This window comes from Gluconacetobacter takamatsuzukensis (assembly GCF_014174275.1).
Lineage (GTDB): Bacteria > Pseudomonadota > Alphaproteobacteria > Acetobacterales > Acetobacteraceae > Gluconacetobacter > Gluconacetobacter takamatsuzukensis.
The window spans coordinates 18,932-36,201 of the sequence record NZ_JABEQK010000004.1 but is presented as its reverse complement, the minus strand read 5'-3'; the positions used below and the strand labels follow the sequence as shown (position 1 = coordinate 36,201).

General features: G+C 70.0%; 15 protein-coding genes. 10 read left to right on the top strand and 5 right to left on the bottom strand.

What is annotated here, in order from left to right:
- Positions 1-43 precede the first annotated feature (43 nt).
- Positions 44-940: an NAD(P)-dependent oxidoreductase gene (locus tag HLH27_RS06480; protein WP_182948864.1), complete on the top strand. Its 897-nt coding sequence runs from the start codon at positions 44-46 to the stop codon at positions 938-940.
- Positions 941-953: 13 nt separating this feature from the next.
- Here HLH27_RS06480 and HLH27_RS06475 read toward each other — a convergent pair whose 3' ends face one another.
- Positions 954-1,802, bottom strand: a complete 849-nt coding sequence (locus HLH27_RS06475; RefSeq protein WP_182948862.1) for a squalene/phytoene synthase family protein — start codon at positions 1,800-1,802, stop codon at positions 954-956.
- Positions 1,803-1,964: 162 nt separating this feature from the next.
- Between HLH27_RS06475 and HLH27_RS06470 the strand changes: the two genes are divergently transcribed.
- Positions 1,965-2,573 carry a superoxide dismutase gene (locus tag HLH27_RS06470; protein ID WP_182948860.1) on the top strand — a complete coding sequence of 203 codons (609 nt, stop codon included), beginning with the start codon at positions 1,965-1,967 and terminating at the stop codon, positions 2,571-2,573.
- 55 nt (positions 2,574-2,628) lie between these two features.
- On the opposite strand, the gene HLH27_RS06465 is transcribed toward HLH27_RS06470, so the two are convergent.
- Together HLH27_RS06465 and yajC are read right to left on the bottom strand one after the other, a co-directional pair.
- Positions 2,629-4,080, bottom strand: coding sequence for a sugar porter family MFS transporter (locus HLH27_RS06465; RefSeq protein ID WP_182948858.1), 1,452 nt, complete (start codon positions 4,078-4,080; stop codon positions 2,629-2,631).
- Positions 4,081-4,152: 72 nt separating this feature from the next.
- Entirely contained in the window at positions 4,153-4,533 is a 381-nt protein-coding gene (gene yajC, locus HLH27_RS06460) for a preprotein translocase subunit YajC (protein ID WP_182948856.1), read from the bottom strand.
- A gap of 139 nt (positions 4,534-4,672) precedes the next feature.
- Between yajC and HLH27_RS06455 the strand changes: the two genes are divergently transcribed.
- The 3 genes from HLH27_RS06455 (at position 4,673) to HLH27_RS17210 (ending at position 7,893) form a co-directional block, all read left to right on the top strand.
- Positions 4,673-5,572 carry an ATP-binding protein gene (locus tag HLH27_RS06455; protein ID WP_182948854.1) on the top strand — a complete coding sequence of 300 codons (900 nt, stop codon included), beginning with the start codon at positions 4,673-4,675 and terminating at the stop codon, positions 5,570-5,572.
- A 217-nt stretch (positions 5,573-5,789) separates the two neighbouring features.
- On the top strand, positions 5,790-6,875 hold the full coding sequence (locus HLH27_RS06450) for an aromatic ring-hydroxylating oxygenase subunit alpha (RefSeq protein ID WP_182948853.1): 1,086 nt from the start codon (positions 5,790-5,792) through the stop codon (positions 6,873-6,875).
- Positions 6,876-6,891: 16 nt separating this feature from the next.
- On the top strand, positions 6,892-7,893 hold the full coding sequence (locus HLH27_RS17210) for a bifunctional GNAT family N-acetyltransferase/(deoxy)nucleoside triphosphate pyrophosphohydrolase (RefSeq protein ID WP_182948852.1): 1,002 nt from the start codon (positions 6,892-6,894) through the stop codon (positions 7,891-7,893).
- A gap of 40 nt (positions 7,894-7,933) precedes the next feature.
- Here HLH27_RS17210 and HLH27_RS06440 read toward each other — a convergent pair whose 3' ends face one another.
- Complete coding sequence (locus HLH27_RS06440) at positions 7,934-8,842, bottom strand: SMP-30/gluconolactonase/LRE family protein (RefSeq protein ID WP_182948851.1); 909 nt, start codon at positions 8,840-8,842, stop codon at positions 7,934-7,936.
- Positions 8,843-8,923: 81 nt separating this feature from the next.
- Here HLH27_RS06440 and HLH27_RS06435 point away from each other — a divergent pair, with 81 nt between their 5' ends.
- Positions 8,924-9,679: a competence/damage-inducible protein A gene (locus HLH27_RS06435; RefSeq protein ID WP_182948850.1), complete on the top strand. Its 756-nt coding sequence runs from the start codon at positions 8,924-8,926 to the stop codon at positions 9,677-9,679.
- A gap of 29 nt (positions 9,680-9,708) precedes the next feature.
- Here the strand turns inward: HLH27_RS06435 and HLH27_RS06430 are convergent, their stop codons facing one another.
- A complete protein-coding gene (locus tag HLH27_RS06430; protein WP_182948849.1) occupies positions 9,709-11,655 on the bottom strand; it encodes a glycoside hydrolase family 3 C-terminal domain-containing protein in 1,947 nt (648 codons plus the stop codon).
- Between the two features lie 321 nt (positions 11,656-11,976).
- Between HLH27_RS06430 and HLH27_RS06425 the strand changes: the two genes are divergently transcribed.
- From HLH27_RS06425 to holA, 4 genes are all read left to right on the top strand, one after another.
- A complete protein-coding gene (locus HLH27_RS06425) occupies positions 11,977-12,501 on the top strand; it encodes a DUF3576 domain-containing protein (RefSeq protein ID WP_182948848.1) in 525 nt (174 codons plus the stop codon).
- 120 nt (positions 12,502-12,621) lie between these two features.
- The gene (leuS, locus tag HLH27_RS06420) at positions 12,622-15,237 is read left to right on the top strand and encodes a leucine--tRNA ligase (protein ID WP_182948847.1); all 2,616 of its coding nucleotides are present in this window, start codon (positions 12,622-12,624) and stop codon (positions 15,235-15,237) included.
- 4 nt (positions 15,238-15,241) lie between these two features.
- Positions 15,242-15,991, top strand: a complete 750-nt coding sequence (locus HLH27_RS06415; protein ID WP_182948845.1) for an LPS assembly lipoprotein LptE — start codon at positions 15,242-15,244, stop codon at positions 15,989-15,991.
- Positions 15,988-17,004, top strand: a complete 1,017-nt coding sequence (gene holA, locus HLH27_RS06410; protein WP_182948843.1) for a DNA polymerase III subunit delta — start codon at positions 15,988-15,990, stop codon at positions 17,002-17,004. The genes HLH27_RS06415 and holA overlap by 4 nt, the downstream gene beginning before the upstream one ends.
- The last annotated feature ends 266 nt before the right edge of the window (positions 17,005-17,270 follow it).

Genomic DNA, 17,270 nt, shown 5'->3' with positions numbered 1-17,270 from the left:
GCACCTTGCCGGGAACGGGACGAAAAAGAAAAGGAGCATGATCATGCCCGCTTCATCCGACCACGGCACGGCAGGGACTGTCGGCTTTATCGGCTTCGGTGCCATGGCCAGCCGCATGGGCCATAATCTTCAGGCCGCAGGCTACCAGATCGTGGCCTATACCCCATCCGGCAAGGGCGGCGACGGCACCGCCCGCTTCCTGCCCTCGCCCCGGCTGCTGGCCGAGGCATCGGGCGGGACCGTCATCCTGTGCGTGCCCGACGACGAGGCGCTGGCCGAGGCTGCCTATGGCCCCGAGGGCGCGCTGGCGGGCATGAAGGCGGGGACGCTGCTGATCAATACCAGTTCGGTCTCGCCCGAGGCCTCGCTGGCGCTGGCCGCCGCCGCCGGCGAACGGGGCATTGCCGCCCTGGATGCCCCGGTTTCGGGCAGCACGCCCGAGGCCGAGGCCGGTGCGCTGGTGGTGCTGGTGGGCGGAGAGGCGCAGATCGTCGCCCGGGCCCAGCCGATCTTCGACATTATCGGCAAGGCGACGATCCATGCTGGGCCGGCGGGCAGTGGCTCGAAGCTGAAGCTGGTGATCAACGGCATCATGGGCGCCGGGCTGGCGGCGGTGGCAGAGGGAATCGGCTACGGGCTGGCGGCCGGGCTGGAGCGGGACATGCTGTTCGAGGCCCTCGATTCGGTCGCCGTGATCTCACCGCACCACAAGCGCAAGCTGAAGGCGGCGCGGACGGGGGATTTCCGGCCGCAATTCCCCACCCGGCTGATGCAGAAGGACATGCGGCTGCTGCTGGACGACGCCGCCCGGGTGGCGGCGCCGGTGCCGACCATGGCCGCCACCACGCAGCTTCTGTCGCTGACGCGGCGGCTGCACCCGAACGACGATTATTCCGCCCTGTTCGCCGTCATGGAAAGCATGGTGGCGAACACGCCGTAGGCGATGGGGGGCGTCAGCCGAACGCCATTGCGGCCATGACCGCCAGCCGGTCGCCCAGGCCGCGCGGGGCGGCGCCTGCCGGCGCGCCGCCGGCACCCCGTGCCAGGTCGCGCCGCGCCAGGACCCCGGGCAGCGCCGCCGCCCGGGCCGGGCGCGGCAGGCGCTGCTGCCCGGCCTGGGCCAGGAACGCCGCCCCTTCGCGGCACAGGTCGGCGCGGAGGTTGCGCAGCATGTCCGGCGGGAGGGTGGCGCCGTCGCGAATCGTGTCGCCCGACAGGCCGGCCCCCGCCAGCGCGCTGTCGGGCACCGGGCAGCGGCCGCCGGCCAGCACCCGTTCCAGATGCCGCACCAGCCCGCCCGCGCCGTAGGCGGCGCCCCCGAGCTGCACGGCGCGCAGCAGGTCCGGGTCGGTCACGCCGGCCGCCTGGGCGATGGCGACCTGCACGCCGCCCGCGCCGTCGTACATCGCCTTGCGCCAGGCCGGCCAGTCGGCCAGCCCGTCCAGCTCGGCCTCGCGCGCATCGAGGATGGCCAGCAGCGTTTCCGCCCGCACCCGGCCCTGGGCGAGCAGGGCGCGCAGCGGGTCGGCGACCGCGTGGGGGTGGCCCGCGCCCTCGACGATCTCGCGCCACCATTGCAGGCGAATCATCCCCGCCATCGGGCCCGCGACCGCGCGGGACTGCATGCCGCCGAGGGCGCGAACGGTTTCGTGATTGAAGGCGATCAGGGTGAAGGCGGCATCGCGCGCCGCCTGCGGCAGGAACAGCGCGCACAGGAAACGGTCGGGATCGGCCTGCCGGGCGGTGGCCGCGCCGGGGGAAACTCCGGCCCCTGCGGCGCGTCTTTCGGGGGGGCCTGTCATGGCGGAGATTGTCATGCCAACGACTTGCCGCGCGCGATGGTGCGGCGCAAGAGTCCCGGCAGGCGGGTCGGCCGTCCCTGTTCCGTCACTTGACGCCCCTTGCCCGCCCTCATAGCTCTGACGGGCGGCGTTTCAGCCGCTGCAATTCCAAGGAGAACGTCCATGGCTTTCGAATTGCCCACTCTTCCGTTCCAGACCAACGCGCTGGCGGCGCGCGGCATGTGCCAGGAAACGCTGGAGCTGCATCACGGCAAGCACCACCAGGCCTATGTCACCGCGCTGAACGGCTTCGTCGAAGCCAAGCCCGAACTGCAGGGCAAGTCGCTGGAAGAAATCATCCTGGCGGTCAAGGGTGATGCGGCCCTGGCGCCGGTGTTCAACAATGCCGGCCAGCACTGGAACCATATCCTGTTCTGGCAGAACCTGTCGCCCACCGGCGGCGTGATCCCCGACGCGCTGGCGGCCAAGATCGCCGAGGATTTCGGCAGCGTCGACACGTTCAAGACCGATTTCAAGGCGGCTGCGACCTCGCAGTTCGGCTCGGGCTGGGCGTGGCTGGTGCTGGCCCCCGAGGGCAAGCTCAAGATCACCAAGAGCGCCAACGGCTCCAACCCGCTGGCCGAAGGCCAGGGCAAGGTGCTGCTGGGCCTGGATGTGTGGGAGCATTCCTACTATCTCGACTTCCGCAACCGTCGCCCCGACTATGTGACCAACTATCTGGACAAGCTGGCGAACTACGAGTTTGCCGAGGCGCAGCTGAAGGCCGCCTGAACGGCGGACGGCAGTCTGTGACCTGGAATGCCCGGTCCCCTTGGGGCCGGGTTTTTCATATCCGACCGTCGGTGGCGCCGTTCGGGACCGGTACCCCGCGCCCGATATCGCGCAGGCGCACCCCGGATGTAAGGTCGCGTTCGATCCGCTCCAGCGTCAGGCCCCGTGTCTCGGGCACGAACAGGGCGATCAGGACCACGAACAGCGCGTTCAGCCCCGCATAGAGCCAGAAGGCCCCGGACAGGCCCAGCCGGTCCATCAGCGTCAGGAATGACGCCCCCACGATCATGTTGGCGACCCAATTGGTGACGGTGGAGCAGGCGACGCCGAATTCCCGGCCCTGGAGCGGCTGGATTTCGGCGCACAGAACCCAGATGACCGGGCCGGCCGAGAAGGCGAACCCCGAGACGAAACACACCATGCCGCCCACGGCCAGCGCCTGGCCGGTGGCCGCGCGCACGCCGTCGGACGGCGAGAGGCCCAGCAGGGCCATGCCGATGCTCATGACGATCAGGCCGCTGATCAGCATGGGGCGGCGGCCCCAGCGATCGACCAGCCCGATGGCCAGGAAGGTGGCGGCGACATTGACCGCCCCCACGGTGACCGTGCCCCACAGCCGTGCATGGTCGACGAAGCCGGCTAGGCCGAGGATGCGCGGCGCATAGTACATCACCACGTTCATGCCGGTGAATTGCTGGATGGCCTGGAGCATGACCCCCAGTACCACCGAGCGGCGGAAATTCCGGTCGTCGCGCAGCAGGGCCCAGCCCGCGCTGCGGACATGGAGGCGGGCATCGATCTCGCGCAGTTCGCGGGCCACGCTCCGGCCCTGGCCGCGCAGGTCCTGCAACGCGCGCCGCGCGGCCTCGCGCCGGCCGCGCATCATGAGCCAGCGGGGGCTGGCCGGCAGGAAGGCGACGCCGATGAGGAAGACGATTCCGGGGAACGCCACGACCCCCAGCATCCAGCGCCACGTATCGAAATAGGAGAACAGCGCGTTGGAGACGAAGGCCGCCATGATGCCGATGGTGATCATGAGCTGGTAGATCGAGACCATCGCGCCGCGATGCTCGGGATCGGCGATCTCCGCGATATAGAGGGGGGCGGTGAAGGTGGAGATGCCGACCGCCAGGCCCATCACCACCCGCCCCGCGACCAGCGTGCCCAGCGACCCGGCCAGGGCACAGGACAGCGACCCCGCCACGAACAGCGCCGCCCCGATCAGGAGCGTGCGCTGGCGCCCCCAGCCGAAGGACAGCCGGGCGGCGATGGGCACGCCCAGCGCGGCGCCCACCATCATGGCGGCGACGATCCATTCCTGTTGCAGGTGGCTGGCGTGGAATTCGCGCGCGATGGGGCCGAGGGCGCCGGAAATGACCCCGATATCGAGGCCGAACATCATGCCCGCCACTGCCGCGAGGCCCGAGGCCACGCCGGCCCGGCCCCGCGCGGAGGCGGGCTTGAACGGCGTGGCCCGCGTTGCGTCGATGTCTCCGTACAGCGTCATGCCCCCTCTCCCCCGAGCGGGGTTAACGGCCGGTGAAGCCGGCGGTTCGCCGGCCGGCCGGGGAGGGCGCGGTCAGCCGGCCTTGGGGGCAGTGTCGTTGGCCGGCTTGGCGGTGCTGCTGACGACCGAGGTCAGGGTGTCGCGCAGGACCGTCACCCGGACGTTGGGGGCGATTTCGACCTCGATCTCGTTCGAATCGTCGCGCACCTTCTGGATGACCCCGATGATGCCGCCGGCCGTGAGCACCCTGTCGCCGCGACGCAGGGCCGCGAGCTGCGCGCGGAGCTGCTTCTGCTTCTGCTGCTGCGGGCGGATGAGGATGAAATAGAAGATCGCGAACATCGCGACATAGGGCAGGATCGACATCAGGCCGCCGGCGCTCAGGAGCCCTCCCTCGCCTCCGGCGGTCTGGGCGTATGCCGGGGTTACAAGGAAATCTGAAACTGAGGTCATGTCGCGCTTCCGGCCGTCATTTAATGGGTTGCGGGCTGAGGCAGTGGACCATAGTTTTCGTCCGTTTCCCGTCAAGGCGTCGGTTTGCCTTCCGCCGCGCTCCGGGTCCGATCGCGCCTTTCCAGCCACAGGACCGACGATGGAGTCCCACCCCCTGCTGCCTGTTCTCGACCGTATCGCCCAGGCGCTGGAGCGGCTGTCGCCGCCGCCGCCGAGTCTGGCGGGACTGGATGCGGCCGATGCCTTTGTCTGGCACCCCACCCAGGGGCGCCTGGCCCCGGTGGCGCATGTGGCGCATGTCGATATCGGCCTGCTGCGCGGGGTCGAGATCCAGCGCCGGCTGGTGCTGGACAATACGCTGCATTTCGCCCGTGGCCTGCCGGCCAACAATGTCATGCTGTGGGGCGCGCGCGGCATGGGCAAGTCATCGCTGGTCAAGGCCGCCCATGCCCAGGCCAACCAGGTGGATGGCGCGCCCGCCGAGCCCGGCCGGGGGCGGCTGGTGCTGATCGAGATCCAGCGCGAGGACCTGTCCACCCTGCCCGACCTGCTGGCGCTGCTGCGCACCAGCGCGCGCCGCTTCGTCGTCTTCTGCGACGACCTGTCGTTCGAGAGCGAGGATGCCGACTACAAGGCGCTGAAATCGGTGCTGGATGGCGGGATTTCGGGCCGGCCGGACAATGTGCTGTTCTACGCGACCTCCAACCGGCGGCACCTGATGCCGCGCGACATGATCGACAATGAGCGGTCGACCGCCATCAATCCCTCGGAAGCGGTCGAGGAGAAGGTTTCCCTCTCCGACCGGTTCGGGCTGTGGATCGGCTTTCATAACTGCGCGCAGGATGTCTTCCTGGACATGGTGCGGGCCTATGCCGCCGCGCGAAACCTGCCGGTCGGCGACGAGGAGCTGGCCCGGCGGGCCAATGCGTGGTCGGTCACGCGCGGCGGACGGTCGGGCCGCGTCGCCTGGCAGTTCATCGAGGACCTGACCGCCGAACTGGCCACCCCGCCACACGTTGGGGAATCGGCACGTTCTTGATCCGGATCAAGGCCGGAGACCGGATCCATGTCTGATATCATGACGGCTTCCAGCCCGACCGGCCGGAAGGAAAAGCCAGGCGCACGCCAATCGCGAGCAATGATACGCGTTATCAATTGCACGCGGTGGCGAGATGCCCCTTTAATACGTGCGGCGGCCGTCTCGGCACCGCACGATCCACCGGACAGCCGCAGGCGACCGAGCACATAGAGAGACGATGAACCAGATTCTTTCGACGGACAGCATGCCCCACCCCGCCCTGACCCCGGGGGAGGATCTGCGACGTATCCGCTGCGATCCCGATTTCTGGTACCCCGTGGCCTGGTCGCGCGAGCTGAAGGCCGGCAAGACCATCGGCACCCGCTATGCCGGCCTGCCGATCGCGCTGGTTCGCCCCGTCGAAGGCGAGGTCTTTGCGCTGGAAGACCGGTGCGCCCACCGGCAGGTACCGCTGAGCAAGGGCACGGTGAAGGGGCAGTCGGTCCAGTGCTGCTATCACGGCTGGGCCTATGGCCGGTCGGGCCGCTGCATCGACGTGCCCTACCTGGGCAAGGGCAAGCTGCCCAACGGGGTGCGGACCTACCCCTGCCGCGAGCAGGACGGGCTGATCTTCGTCTTTCCCGGCAACCCGGAACTGGCCGAATCGGTGCCGCTGCCCCGGCTGTCGCAGGTGGCCAACCCCGACTACAAGACCCGGCGCTTCGGCCGGCATGTGAAATGCCACTACAGCTTCATGCATGAGAACCTGATGGATATGAACCATCAGTTCATGCACATGAAGCAGATGGGCCAGATGAAGCCCCGCTTCCTGGGCCAGGATCGCGGCCCCGGCATGATCGAGGCGCGCTATACCTTTGCCCGCACCGGCGGCAAGCAGCCCATCGGCGAGGCGCTGGTCTTCGGGCAGAAGCGCGACAACAGCGCGAAATTCGCCCATCGCGACGTCATGACCATCCGCACCGAATATCCGTACCAGACGCTGAAGATCGAGCCCACGGGCGGCGAGCCGGTGATGGACCTGTGGATCGCCTACGTTCCGCAGGACGAGGAGCAGCTGACCAACCGCGTCTTCGGGCTGCTGTCGATCAAGCGCCCCAAGCTGCCGGGCGTGCTGGACCTGGCGTGGCCGTTCCTGGTCGCGTTTACCGAGCGGATCTTCCGCGAGGATCGCGAGATCGTGGAACTGGAACAGAATGCCTGGAACGAGCTGGGCGGCGACCACAACCAGGAAGTGTTCCCGGTGATCTGCAACCTGCGCGAGCTGCTGGCCGAATGCGGCGTCCGCGCGCCCACCGCCGGCTGAGGATGTCGTTGCGTCCATGATCGACGACCGGACGGATACCACCCTGCAGGCCGGGCCCTTCCGGCTGCGGGCCCTTCTGTCCTCGGACGCGGGCGCGATGCACCGGCTGGTCAATGACTGGAGCGTCATCCGGATGCTCAGCCGCGTGCCGTTTCCCTATCCGCGCGGCCTGACGGACGAATGGATCGCCTCGACCGCCGAATTGTCCCGGCGGGGGGCGGCCTATCATTTCGCCATCACCCATCCCGAATCGGAGACGCCCGATTCGCTGATCGGCTGCATCGGGTTGCAGGTCGATCGCGGGCGCCGTTCGGCCACCGTGGGATACTGGGTCGGGCGCCCGTACTGGAACCGCAAGGTGGCCACCAGCGCGGTGGGGCGCATTACGCGCTGGGCGCTGGCCAACATGCCGGTGGACCGGGTGGCGGCGGCCGTCGCGCACGACAATCCGGCCTCGATCGCCGTGCTGCGCCGGCTGGGATTTCGCGAGACCGGCACCGGGCACCAGGAATTCGTCTCACGCGGGGGGGAGCATCCGGTCCTGCTGTTCGAGGCGAATCGGGCGGACCTGGCGATGGATGCACCTGCCGGGGAGGCGGCCTCCGGACCGGGGGAAAAGAAGCGCGTCGTGCTGGTGGCGGCCGTGGCGCTGATCGATACGGACGGGCGCATCCTTCTGGCGCGCCGGCCGGAAGGCAAGCCGATGGCCGGGCTGTGGGAATTTCCCGGCGGCAAGGTGGAAGCCGGCGAGACGCCGGAAGCGGCGCTGATTCGCGAGCTGGACGAGGAGCTGGGGCTGGATGTCAGCCGCTCCTGCCTCGCGCCCTATACGTTCGTTTCGCACGATTACGGGCATTTTCATCTGCTGATGCCCGTCTATGTCTGCCGGCGCTGGAAGAATGTTCCGCGCCCGCGTGAGGGCCAGACGCTGGCGTGGGTGCGGGGCGACGATCTGTCGGCCTATCCGATGCCCGAGGCCGACCTGCCGCTGGTACCGCTGCTGCGCGATCTGGTCTGAGAGCCTGACCGTCAATGCGGTCTGGCTCTGACAGAGCGGCCTACAGCGCGAATGGGGCGTCGAGCGTGAATGTCGCCTGTTTCTGGCCGGCGATGCTGGTGCCGAAGGCGAACAGGCCGCCGCTGAGCGGGTGTTCCACGATCTGCTGTGCCGACAGGCCCTTGCGGGCGGTGGTGACGAAGACGGTGCGGTAGTCGGCGCCGCCGAATGCCACCTTGGTCACGTTGCGCGCCGGCATCGGAATCGGCTCGACCTTCGTGCCGTCCGGGGCCAGGCGTTCGATCCTTCCGCCGTCCCACATGCCGATCCAGAGGAAGCCCGCGCTGTCGACCGCGATTCCGTCGGGATAGCCGTCGACGAGGGTGGCGAATACCCGCCGGTTCGAGAGAGTTCCGTCGGCGGCCACGTCGAACGCGTAGACGGTCTGCGCGGGGGAGTGATTGTGGTAGAGCGTGCGCCCGTCGGGCGAGAGCGCCGGGCCGTTGCTGACCACGTAGCCCGTATCCTCGCGCCGGATCGAGAGCGCGCCCCGGTCCTGGCGGACGGAATAGAGCGAGCCGGTGGGGTCGGTTTCGGCATCGTGCATGGTGCCGAACCACAGGCGGCCGAACCGGTCCACATGGCCGTCGTTGATCCGGTTGCCAGGCTGGTCGGGCTCGACCGGCAGGTCCAGGCCGAATCGGCCGGTGGCGGGGGAAAACCGGTGCAGCCCGTCGCGCAGCCCGCACAGGAAGGTGCCGTCGGCCAGCGGGACCAGGAAGCCGGGCCGGTCGGGGGCGGTCCAGGACGTTCTCTCGCCGCTTTCCGGCCGGTAGCGGTGGATCGCCCGGCCGACGATATCGACGAAATAGAGCGCCTGCTCGGCTTCCGACCAGACCGGGCCCTCGCCCAGCATGGCCGGGAGATCCCACACGCAGCGCGGCACGCCGCACACCGGTCCTTCCCGCATCGCTTGTTCCCTCCTGTCTGGCCGGAAGCGGATTCCGGGCCCATAATGATGGTCCATGCCATCGGACAGGGACCTGCCGCCATGAACCCGACAGCCTGCATTCTGGTCATCGGCAACGAGATCCTTTCGGGCCGGACGCAGGACGTCAATGTGCAATATCTCGCACGACGCCTGTCCGAACTGGGGATCACGCTGTCGGAAGTGCGGATCATCCCCGACCGGCGCGACATCATCGTGACCACGCTGTGCGACGTGCGGGCGCGATTCGACCAGGTCTTTACCACCGGCGGCATCGGGCCGACCCATGACGACATCACCGCGCCCTGCGTGGCCGAGGCGTTCGGCGTGCCGTGGGTCCCCCACCCCGAGACCTTCCGGCTGCTGGAGGCCCATTTTCCGCCCGGCGAATTCAACGCCGCCCGCCAGCGCATGGCCACCCTGCCGCAAGGGGCGACGCCGATCACCAACAGCGTCTCGATCGCGCCGGGGTTCAGCATCGGCAATGTCCATGTGCTGGCCGGCGTGCCGCGCATCATGCAGGCGATGTTCGAGTCCCTGGCCCCGACCCTGCCGCACGGCACGCCCGTCACGTCGCGGAGCTGGTACGCGCTGGAACTGTTCGAGGGCACGCTGGCCGCCGGCCTGTCGGACATCCAGGACGCGCATCCGGACCTGGATATCGGGTCCTACCCGTTCCGGCGGCCGGACGGGCGGCGGGGGGTGGCGCTGGTCAGCAAGGGGCTGGATCGCGCCGCCGTGCTGGCGGCGGCGCAGGCGACGCACGACCTGATTGCCCGCCTGGGCTTTACGCCGCTGGAGGGCGAGCCGCCGCCCTGACCGGCCGGGTCACGCTCCGCGCGGGGTTCCTACCCGCCATCGTCCGGCAGCGCGCCGGGCACGCGCATGTCTGGCAGGTGGATCATGACCTGCCGGCCCAGATTGGCGGAATGGCCGCCCAGCGACACACCGTAATCGCCGGCCGGTACCACCCATTCCAGCGTGGCCGGATTCCAGCGCCCCAGCATCCGCGCATCGACCGCCACACTCAGCCGCGCCGCCTGCCCGGGGGCGAGCTGCACGCCCCGCCAGCCGATCAGCCGCTTGGGGGCCTCGCCGCTGCCCTCCGGCAGGTCGAGATAGACCTGCGGCACGTCGCGGCCCGGCGCGTCGCCGCGATTGGTCACGCTGAAGGCGACCAGCAGCCGCGCGCCGTCCCGCGTCGCCTTCAGCTCGCCATAGGCAAAGCGCGCGCGGACCGACAGGCCGTAGCCGAAGGGGAACAGCGGCGCGACATGGGCGCGATCGAACGCCTTGTAGCCCGCCAGATGCTCCTGCGGCGGCGCCACCCCGCCGGTGAAGGTGACGGGCAGCCGCCCGGAGAAATCGCGCCGGCCGGTCAGCAGGTCGGCCAGGATATCGGCCCCGCCCTCGCGCCACGACCAGGCCTGTACCACCCCGTCGACCAGGTCGAGCCAGGGCATGGGGCGGCCGGGATCGTCCGACAGCAGGACCACGACCACATGGCCGCCATTATCGGCCACCGCGCCGATCAGCCGGTCGTCCTCGGGGCCCGTGGAGAGGATGACGATGCGGCCGGCCTGCGCGACATCGGGCGGCAATGGCCCGTCCTCCGGCGCGTCGGCGGCCAGGCGGGCGACCGTTCCCGCCCGGCCCATCGCCTCGGCCACCGCATGCGCCGGCGCCCGGGCCGCGCCGGCGCCCAGGACGAGGATCGGCTCGGCGGCCGTGCCGGCCAAGGGGAGGACCGTGTTTTCGTTCCGCAGCAGCACCGCGCCCTCGGCCACCGTTTCCTCGGCCAGCGGGTCGCGGTAGGGCGCGGGGAGGCGCAGGGCGCCGAAGGGCGGCGGGTGCTCGGTCACGCCGGCCTCGTCCATCGACTGCATGACATGGGCCGCCATATGGTCCAGCCGCGCGGGCGGGACGAAGCCCCCCTTCGCCACCGCCTGGCGCAGCGTGGCCCCGAACAAGGCCGTGTCGGGGGCGCCGGGCTCGCCCTCCACGTCGATTCCGGCCGCCAGCGCCGACAGCAGCAGGTCGCGGCGGGGCGCCGTGCCGTCCGGCGTCGGGCGGTCGGCCAGCAGGGCGACCATGCCGCCATAGCGCCATCCGTCGCGCAGCCGGTGCTCCTGCCCGTCCAGCCCGCCGCAGGGGCGGGCCGCCACGACCGGGACGTGGCAGAGCATGCCCGCGCCCCTTGCCTGCTCCAGCGCCACATGGAGCGCCAGCATCCGGTCCTCGGACACCGTATCGGCCCCGGGCTGCCCATGGCCGCCGAACAGCGGCAGCACGTGGCCCGCGATCAGGCCCGCCGCGACCTCGCCCATCATCCGGCCGGCCAGCAGCGGGTCCTCGCCGTCATAGGCCCGGCCCGCCGGCAGGGGGCCGATGCCGCCGACCGCCGCGATCGCGCGGCCGCCGGCCCGGATCGCGCGCGCCCGGGCCTGGCCCGCCCGCCGGGCGAGGTCGCGGTCCCATGTCGCCATCAGCGCCAGCGGCGAGGGCTGGGCCGCCGCGTCGTCCAGCAGGGCCATCCGCAGGGCGGGCAGGCCGGCGCGCGGCACGCCGGGCAGTGTGACGATGGAGACGCCTTCGGCCGGTGCGGCCACGATATCCGCCCGGACCAGTGTCAGTTTCTCGGCCTGGGTCAGGCGGGCGGCCTGGGGCGCTGCGCGCGCCGGCCGGTCGGCCGCGCCCGCATGGGGGCCCGCCGGCAGCGACAGGGCCGCCAGCAGGGCCGCGCCCCGCCACCGGCCGCCGGGCCGCCCTGTCCCCCTGCCCGCGATGCCTGCCACGTCGCCCTCCGATCGTTCGCCTCGTCGCGCGGCGACTCCTCGCGCGGTTCCGCAATGCCCTGGTTCTTTTCAAACCGGCTGGGACGGGGATGGCAAGGCTGGGCCGGTTCATCAGGGACCCGTTTTTGCGGGGGCCGCGAGCGCCGTTACAAGGGCGGGGAGAAAATCACCGGCCGGCTTGGCGGGGATGGCGCGGCGGGATATGAAGACGGCAGTGAAACCGGCTGCACCGTGGTCCGACCGCCGGCCCCGGACGGGCAGGACGCGCCACGGCCGCCGATCCATCAGCGGGGCCAGACCCGAGGGGACCACAGGGGCAACATGACCGTTCGACCGCCATCCGCCAATCGCCGCCTTCCGCCATCGGCCCGCCTGCTGGGCGTCCTGGCGCTGTCTCCGCTGCTCGGCCTGACCGCGTGTTCCTCGTCGCATCGCCGCGCCGATGCGGGGCTGGCGATGCCGCAGAACCATCTGATCAGCCAGGACCGGTCCGCCAATGGCGGCGACGACCAGATCGGCAAGAGCGGCGTGAACGCCTATCTGTGGCGCGGGGCGATCGATACCCTGTCCTTCATGCCCTTCGCCTCGGCCGACGCCATCGGCGGGGTGATCCTGACGGACTGGTACACGCCGCCGGCCACCAAGAACGAACGCTTCAAGATCACGGCCTATGTGCTGTCGCGCAACCTGCGGTCGGACGCGCTGCGCGTGTCGGTCTTCCGCCAGGCGCTGACCGACGGGCAGTGGGTCGATACCCCGGTCGCCCCGAATACGGTGTCGGACATCACCACCCGCATCCTGACCCGGGCGCGGCAGCTGCGCGCCGACAGCGGCGGCGGCAAGTAAGCCCCTCGCCCCGGCGCCCCGGCGCCGGGGACGATGCCGGGACGCTGCCCGGCATCCCTTATTCGTATCGGCCGGTCGTGACGGACCGTGACGTTCCGGCCCATGCTCCTGGACCCTGACATGACTGAAATGACCCCCGCTTCCTACGATTTCCGCACGGCCGAACCGCGCTGGCAGGCCGAGTGGGAGCGGGCGGGCGCCTTCGACGTGCCCGACGTGCCGCCTGCCGACCGGCCCAAATATTACGTGCTGGAGATGTTCCCGTACCCGTCGGGGCAGCTTCATATGGGGCATGTCCGCAACTACACGCTGGGCGACGTGGTCGCGCGGTACAAGCGGGCGAAGGGGTTCTCGGTCCTGCACCCGATGGGCTGGGACGCGTTCGGCCTGCCGGCGGAGAACGCGGCGCGGGAGCGGGGCGTGCATCCGCAGACCTGGACGCTGGAGAATATCGCCGCCATGCGCGGCACGCTGAAGCGGCTGGGCTTCTCGTTCAACTGGGATCGCGAGATCGCGACCTGCCTGCCGGAATATTACGGCAAGCAGCAGAAGCTGTTCCTGGACATGCTGAAGGGCGATCTGGTCGAGCGCCGCGAGAGCTGGGTGAACTGGGACCCGGTGGACCATACCGTGCTGGCGAACGAGCAGGTGGTGGACGGGCGCGGCTGGCGGTCGGGTGCGCTGATCGAGAAGAAGAAGCTCTCGCAGTGGTTCCTGCGCATCACCAGATTCGCCCCGGAGCTGCTGGAGGGCCTGTCGCACCTGCCGCGCTGGCCGGAGCGGGTTCGCCTTATGCAGGAACGCTGGATCGGCCGTTCGGTCGGCGCGCGCGTGCGCTTTGCGCTGCATAGCCCGCCGCAGGGTTTCGATACCGACCTGGATTCGGTCGAGGTCTATACCACCCGCCCCGACACGCTGTTCGGCATGGCCTTCCTGGCCGTCGCGGCCGACCATCCGCTGGCCGCGAAGGTGGCGCAGGACAATCCGGACGCTGCCGCCTTCATTGCCGAATGCCGCCGCCTGGGTACGTCGGAGGAAGCGATCGAGAAGGCCGAGAAGCGCGGGTTCGATACCGGGCTGCGCGTATCGCATCCCTTCATGCCCGACCAGAGCTTTCCGGTCTGGATCGCCAATTTCGTGCTGATGGATTACGGCACCGGCGCCATTTTCGGCTGCCCGTGCGGCGACCAGCGCGACCTGGATTTCGCCAATGCCTATCACCTGCCCTTCCGCCCCGTCATCCTGCCGGCGGGCGAGGACGAGGCGAGCTTCGCCATTACCGCCAAGGCGTGGGACGGCGACGGCACGCTGATCAATTCCGGCTTCCTGGACGGGCTGGACACGAAGGCCGCCCGGGCCGAAGCCATCAGCCGACTGGAAGGGCTGGGCGTGGGGCGCGGGGTCGAGAACTGGCGCCTGCGCGACTGGGGCATCTCGCGCCAGCGCTACTGGGGCTGCCCGATTCCGGTCATCCATTGCGCCGCCTGCGGCCCGGTGCCGGTGCCCGACGAGCAGTTGCCCGTCACCCTGCCCGAGGATGTGACGTTCGACCGGCCGGGCAACCCGCTGGACCATCACCCGACCTGGAAGCATGTCGCCTGCCCGCGCTGTGGGGCCGCCGCCACGCGCGAGACCGACACGTTCGACACGTTCGTCGACAGTTCGTGGTATTTCGCCCGCTTCACCGCCCCGCATGCGGCGGCGCCGACCGTTCTGCCGGCGGCCGATGGCTGGCTGCCGGTCGACCAGTATATCGGCGGGATCGAGCATGCGATCCTGCATCTGCTCTATGCGCGCTTCTTCACCCGGGCGATGCGGGAGACCGGGCATCTGGGGCTGGACGAGCCGTTCGACGGGCTGTTCACCCAGGGCATGGTCAACCACGAGAGCTATCGCGATACCGATGGGCTGTGGCTGTATCCCGAGGAAGTCGAGCGGCGCGGCGACGGGGCGGTCCATCGCGGCACCGGTGCCCCGGTGACGATCGGCCGTGTCGAGAAAATGTCCAAGTCCAAGCGCAACACGGTGGCGCCGGTGGCGATCATCGAGCGGTTCGGTGCCGACACCGCGCGCTGGTTCGTGCTGTCGGACAGCCCGCCGGAACGCGACATGGAGTGGACCGAGGCCGGTGTTGCCGGTGCCGCGCGCTTCCTGCAACGGCTGTATCGCGTGGTGCGGACGGTGGCCGAGACCGTCCCGGCCGATGTTCATGCCGAGGCCGCGCCGTCGGAGGCCGCAGACACGCTGCGCCGGGCCACTCATCGCGCCATCGCCGCCGTGAGCGATGCGCTGGAGAGCTTCGCGATCAATGTGGCGGTGGCCCGGCTGCACGAGTTGACATCCGCCCTGGCGGATGCCGAGAAGGCCGCGGCCGATGCCGGCATGGACCATGCGCGGCGCGAGGCCGCGCTGAGCCTGTGCCTGCTGGCCGCGCCGATGGTTCCCCACCAGGCGGAGGACATGCTGGCCCTGCTGGAGCCGGGCCGGGCGCCGGCCGTCGATCGCCCTTGGCCGGTGGCCGAGCCCGCGCTGCTGGTGGCGCGCGAACTGACCATCGCGGTCCAGATCATGGGCAAGCTGCGCGGCACCGTCGCCGCGGCGCCCGATGCGCCGGCCGAGACGGTGATCGCGCTGGCGGAGAACGAGCCCAATGTGGCGCGCCTGCTGGAGGGCAAGCGCATCGTCAAGCGCATCCACGTGCCCAACCGGATCGTCAATTTCGTGATCGCGGGCTGAGCGGATGCCGCCCCTGCCCCGCCCCGACGCGTCCCGTTCGTATCGTCCGCTCCGCCGGGCGATGCTGGTGGCCATGGTGGCGGTGCTGGGCGGGTGCGGCTTCCAGCCCCTGTACGGAACGCCGGGCGGCAGCACTGAGGCCGGCGGGACGATCCCGGACCAGTTGCGCCAGATCTATGTGGCCAGCATTCCGGAACGGTACGGGCAGGAATTGCGGCTGTTCCTGCAACAGAACCTGGCCGGGGCCGAGCAGGAAGACCCGACCGGCTATACGCTGCGCGTCAATTCCTATGTGATGAACGAAGCGATCGACATCCATTCGGACAACACGACCGGCCGCACCCGGGCCACGGCCCATGCGCACTGGCTGCTCTATACCGTCGCGCCGACCCCGATGCTGGTGACGCAGGGCGATACGCAGGTCATGGATGGCGAGAACGAGACGTTCGAGCAGTATTTCGCCCAGAACCTGAACCAGGCCGCGCTGGCGCGCCGGGTGGCGCAGGCCATCGCCGACCGCATTACCCAGCAGCTCGCTATCTGGTTCAAGACCCGCGCCACGCCCGCCCAGCGGACGGTGATGCCGCAGGCTACCTATATCGACCCGAACGTGATGCCCAACGCCAACAACGGCATCCAGCGCCAGTCGGTCGGCGCGGACGGGCTGCCCGGCATGGCCATCGGCCGGTCCTCGCCCGATCCTTCAGGCACGGCGGGGGACGAGCCGGGCAACGGGACAGTCAACAACCAGTGAAGATCGATGCCCGCTCGGTCGCGCGTGTGTTGCGCGACCCCGGTCCGCTGCGGGCGATCCTGCTGCATGGCGAGGATACGGGCCTGATCCGCGAGCGCGCGCGGCAGGCCGCCACCGCCATCGCCCCGCAACTGGACGACCCCTTTCGCGTCGCGGTGCTGGATCGGGACGCGGCGGAGCGGCTGGAGGAGGAGATCTTCGCGCTCTCGCTGAGCGGTGGCCGGCGCGTCGTGTGGGTGCGCGACGGGGGCGACAGCCTGACGGCGCCGCTGAAGGCGAGCCTGGCCCGGACGTCGGACACGCTGGTCATCATCGAGGCGCCGGGGCTGGCCAGCCGCTCGCGCCTGCGCACGCTGGCCGAGGCGCAGGCCGATTGTGCCGCCATCGGCTGCTATCCCGAGGAAGGGCGGGCGCTGGAAGGCACGATCCGCCAGAGCCTCGGGGACGAGGAGATCCGCATCGATGCCGATGCCCTGTCCTGGTTTGCCGGGCTGCTGGGCCCCGATCGGGCCGCGATGCGCGGCGAGGTCGAGAAACTGGCGCTGTATGCCGGGCGGGGCGGGCATCTAACACTGGACGATGTGCGCACCTGCATCGGGGATGCGGCCGGGGTCTCGCTGGAAGATGCGGCCTTTGCCGCCACCGCCGGCGATCGGGCCGGTGCCGATACCGCCATCGAGCGGGCGCTGGCCGAGGGCACCAGCCCGATTGCCGTTGCGCGGGCGCTGCTGTCGCATGTGCACCGGCTGCGCCGGGCGCGGATCGCGATGGAGTCGGGGCAGAGCCGGGCAGATGCGATGCGCGGATTGCGGCCGCCCGTCTTCTTCAAGCGGACCGACTCCTTCGGCCAGGCGCTGTCGCTGTGGACCGTCGAGCGCCTGATGGATGCCGCCGAGCAGACCCAGGCGCTGGAGAAGGAGTGCAAGCAGACCGGGGCGCCGGACCTTGCCTTGTGCCGCCGCCATATTGCGCGGCTGGCCGCCACCGCGACGATGCTGCGTCGCGAGCGTTGACGGAGCGGGGCACTGCCTGTCGGGGGCGCTTGCCCGAATCCGTATGCTCGGCTAGAAACGGGCTGTGTGTGTCCGCGTAGCTCAGCCGGATAGAGCACAGGATTCCTGGTTTTCAAATTGGGCGTCATGGCGGGAAACCTCATGACGGATCCGCTCAAATTCGGGGAACGCTCTGACACGCTGTGTCGTGCCGATCCCGAGCCAAGCCCGGCCCCGCGGCCGGGACGGTGTAGAGACTGGACGGGCGGCACCTGTCGGCTTTCGGG

Excerpts from the sequence above, each read along its gene's own strand:
- HLH27_RS06425 (WP_182948848.1), top strand. The coding sequence starts at position 11,977 with ATGACCGTTCGACCGCCATCCGCCAATCGCCGCCTTCCGCCATCGGCC.
- HLH27_RS17210 (WP_182948852.1), top strand. The coding sequence starts at position 6,892 with ATGATCGACGACCGGACGGATACCACCCTGCAGGCCGGGCCCTTCCGG.
- yajC (WP_182948856.1), bottom strand. The coding sequence starts at position 4,533 with ATGACCTCAGTTTCAGATTTCCTTGTAACCCCGGCATACGCCCAGACC.
- HLH27_RS06470 (WP_182948860.1), top strand. The coding sequence starts at position 1,965 with ATGGCTTTCGAATTGCCCACTCTTCCGTTCCAGACCAACGCGCTGGCG.
- HLH27_RS06435 (WP_182948850.1), top strand. The coding sequence starts at position 8,924 with ATGAACCCGACAGCCTGCATTCTGGTCATCGGCAACGAGATCCTTTCG.
- HLH27_RS06455 (WP_182948854.1), top strand. The coding sequence starts at position 4,673 with ATGGAGTCCCACCCCCTGCTGCCTGTTCTCGACCGTATCGCCCAGGCG.
- HLH27_RS06450 (WP_182948853.1), top strand. The coding sequence starts at position 5,790 with ATGAACCAGATTCTTTCGACGGACAGCATGCCCCACCCCGCCCTGACC.
- HLH27_RS06475 (WP_182948862.1), bottom strand. The coding sequence starts at position 1,802 with ATGACAGGCCCCCCCGAAAGACGCGCCGCAGGGGCCGGAGTTTCCCCC.
- HLH27_RS06415 (WP_182948845.1), top strand. The coding sequence starts at position 15,242 with ATGCCGCCCCTGCCCCGCCCCGACGCGTCCCGTTCGTATCGTCCGCTC.
- leuS (WP_182948847.1), top strand. The coding sequence starts at position 12,622 with ATGACTGAAATGACCCCCGCTTCCTACGATTTCCGCACGGCCGAACCG.
- HLH27_RS06440 (WP_182948851.1), bottom strand. The coding sequence starts at position 8,842 with ATGCGGGAAGGACCGGTGTGCGGCGTGCCGCGCTGCGTGTGGGATCTC.
- HLH27_RS06480 (WP_182948864.1), top strand. The coding sequence starts at position 44 with ATGCCCGCTTCATCCGACCACGGCACGGCAGGGACTGTCGGCTTTATC.
- HLH27_RS06465 (WP_182948858.1), bottom strand. The coding sequence starts at position 4,080 with ATGACGCTGTACGGAGACATCGACGCAACGCGGGCCACGCCGTTCAAG.